Source organism: Campylobacter sp. BCW_6873 (assembly GCF_001762365.1).
Lineage (GTDB): Bacteria > Campylobacterota > Campylobacteria > Campylobacterales > Campylobacteraceae > Campylobacter_D > Campylobacter_D jejuni.
The window spans coordinates 1-1,967 of record NZ_MJWS01000058.1 but is presented as its reverse complement, the minus strand read 5'-3'; the positions used below and the strand labels follow the sequence as shown (position 1 = coordinate 1,967).

1 pseudogene is annotated in these 1,967 nt (G+C 32.3%); it reads right to left on the bottom strand.

Annotated features, from left to right (window positions below):
- Positions 1 to 1,623, bottom strand: a pseudogene (locus tag AJ932_RS10320) (hypothetical protein); the annotation flags it as partial.
- Positions 1,624 to 1,967 lie beyond the last annotated feature (344 nt).

Sequence of the window (1,967 nt, the reverse complement as noted above, 5' to 3'; positions counted from 1 at the left end):
GATGTTTTCTACTTTTACATTATCTTTACCACTTCCACCTACAACCACAGTGTCTAATTTACCTGTTTCTTTATCTGTAGAAACAACCCAATCTTTAATTCCAACACTACCACTACCATTGTTAGTTACTGTATTACCATGATCATCTTTACCTACTGAGCCTTGGTTGGAAATAACTAAATCAGCATTACCATTATTTGTAATACCTCCACCTATAGTAGCACCTTCTCCATTAGAAATTTCAAGTTTATTATCACTATTGTTAGTGATGGAACCACTTATACCTGTATCAGAAGTAGAGGTGTTAGTGATAGAATCAAGTTTACCGCCATCTTCTACTACTATATTTCCTGAGATAGAACCACTTCCTGTATTGGTAATACCACCTTCAACTGAACCCCCACTTTCTACTTTGATTTCGCCTGCTATAGAACCATTGCCTTGATTGACTATGCCAGAGCCTCCACTTGAAGAGCTAACACTACCTCCTGAGATGATAATGCCACCTTTTTTATCATCATCGCTACTACCACCAATGATACCTTCATTGACTATACCAGCAGCTCCACCGCTTACTTCACCTGCTATGGTGATTTGGGTGTTGATTTCTTTACCGCCTCCTATATAAATTCCAGATTTACCGCCTTCTACTTTAGCACCTTGTTTAACTTCAATGGCATCTGAGATTACAGGTTTGGAAGGACTGTCTATATTAATACCATTATTTCCAGCCTTAATGCTACTACCTGCTTCTAGGATAATTTTACCTAGTTCCATTTTATTATTGATAGAACCTTCATCTGGAGCATCGTAAAAGCTTATACCATTTAGCTCTGCCTCTATAGAGCCTTTGTTAATTAAAGTATGTATTTTATTATTTGCTTCTGCTAATATACCATTAGAATTTGATTTAATAATTCCTTCATTGCTAAATTTATTTATAACAGAAGAGGCTGTGTAAAATGTTCTAAGAATAATAGCTGCAGCATTTTTATTACTACTTGTTGATTCTATGGTTCCTTGATTAGTAAAATTTTCTATAGTAGCTTCCATTAAATTTACACCTATAATACCAGAGATTAAGCCTTTATTGATAAAAGTTTTTATTGCACTGCTATCACTTAAATACACTCCCGATGATAAATTTTCGTATTCAGAAGGCTCTGTATTACCTGTGTTTTTTATGGTTCCAGTGTTGGTAAAAGTTTGTATATTGGTATTTCCTTCGAAAAAAACAGTTCCTTTATCACTAGAACTTGTTATAGTTCCGCTATTATCAAATTTATCTATATTAAGAGTTCCTTGGCTACTTGACCAAATTCCCATATAGACATTTCCATTGATTTGGTTTTTATTTTCAAAGGTATTAACAGTGATGGTTCCTGTAAAGTTACCTTTGCTATTCTCTACACTTACCTTACCGTTGATGGTTCCATGATTGGTAAGATTAGTAAGAGTAAGAGTATTGCTGTTGCTAGCATGGATATAAATGACTTTGTCATTACCAGTTAAAGTTCCGGTTTTTTCAATTGTTATAGAATGAGGACCATTTCCATTAACTTCTATTGTGTTAGTTTGTGAATTGCTTACAGTCGTATCAATTCTAGCTTCAGGACTATACATACTTATTGCTGATCTAGCTTTAAGATTTTTATTTGCTTCATTATAAGTTTTTATTTCAGGAGCAAGTGTAGCATTAGCACAACTCGCTAAGAAAGAAATAGTAGCTAAAGATAAAACTATCTTTTTAGAATTTAAATGGGATTCTTTAATCCCCCCCCCCCATGGACACCTTACTTGAAATAATATTTTTACTCAAATATTTTTCTCCTTCCTTATTTAAAATGATTTATTTTGAAATTAATTTCATATTTTTTATTTTTTAATAATAATATAAAATATAAAAATAAAATAGCGGAATAATAAAATATTTAAACTTAAAGTATAATTAAATACTGATTATTATA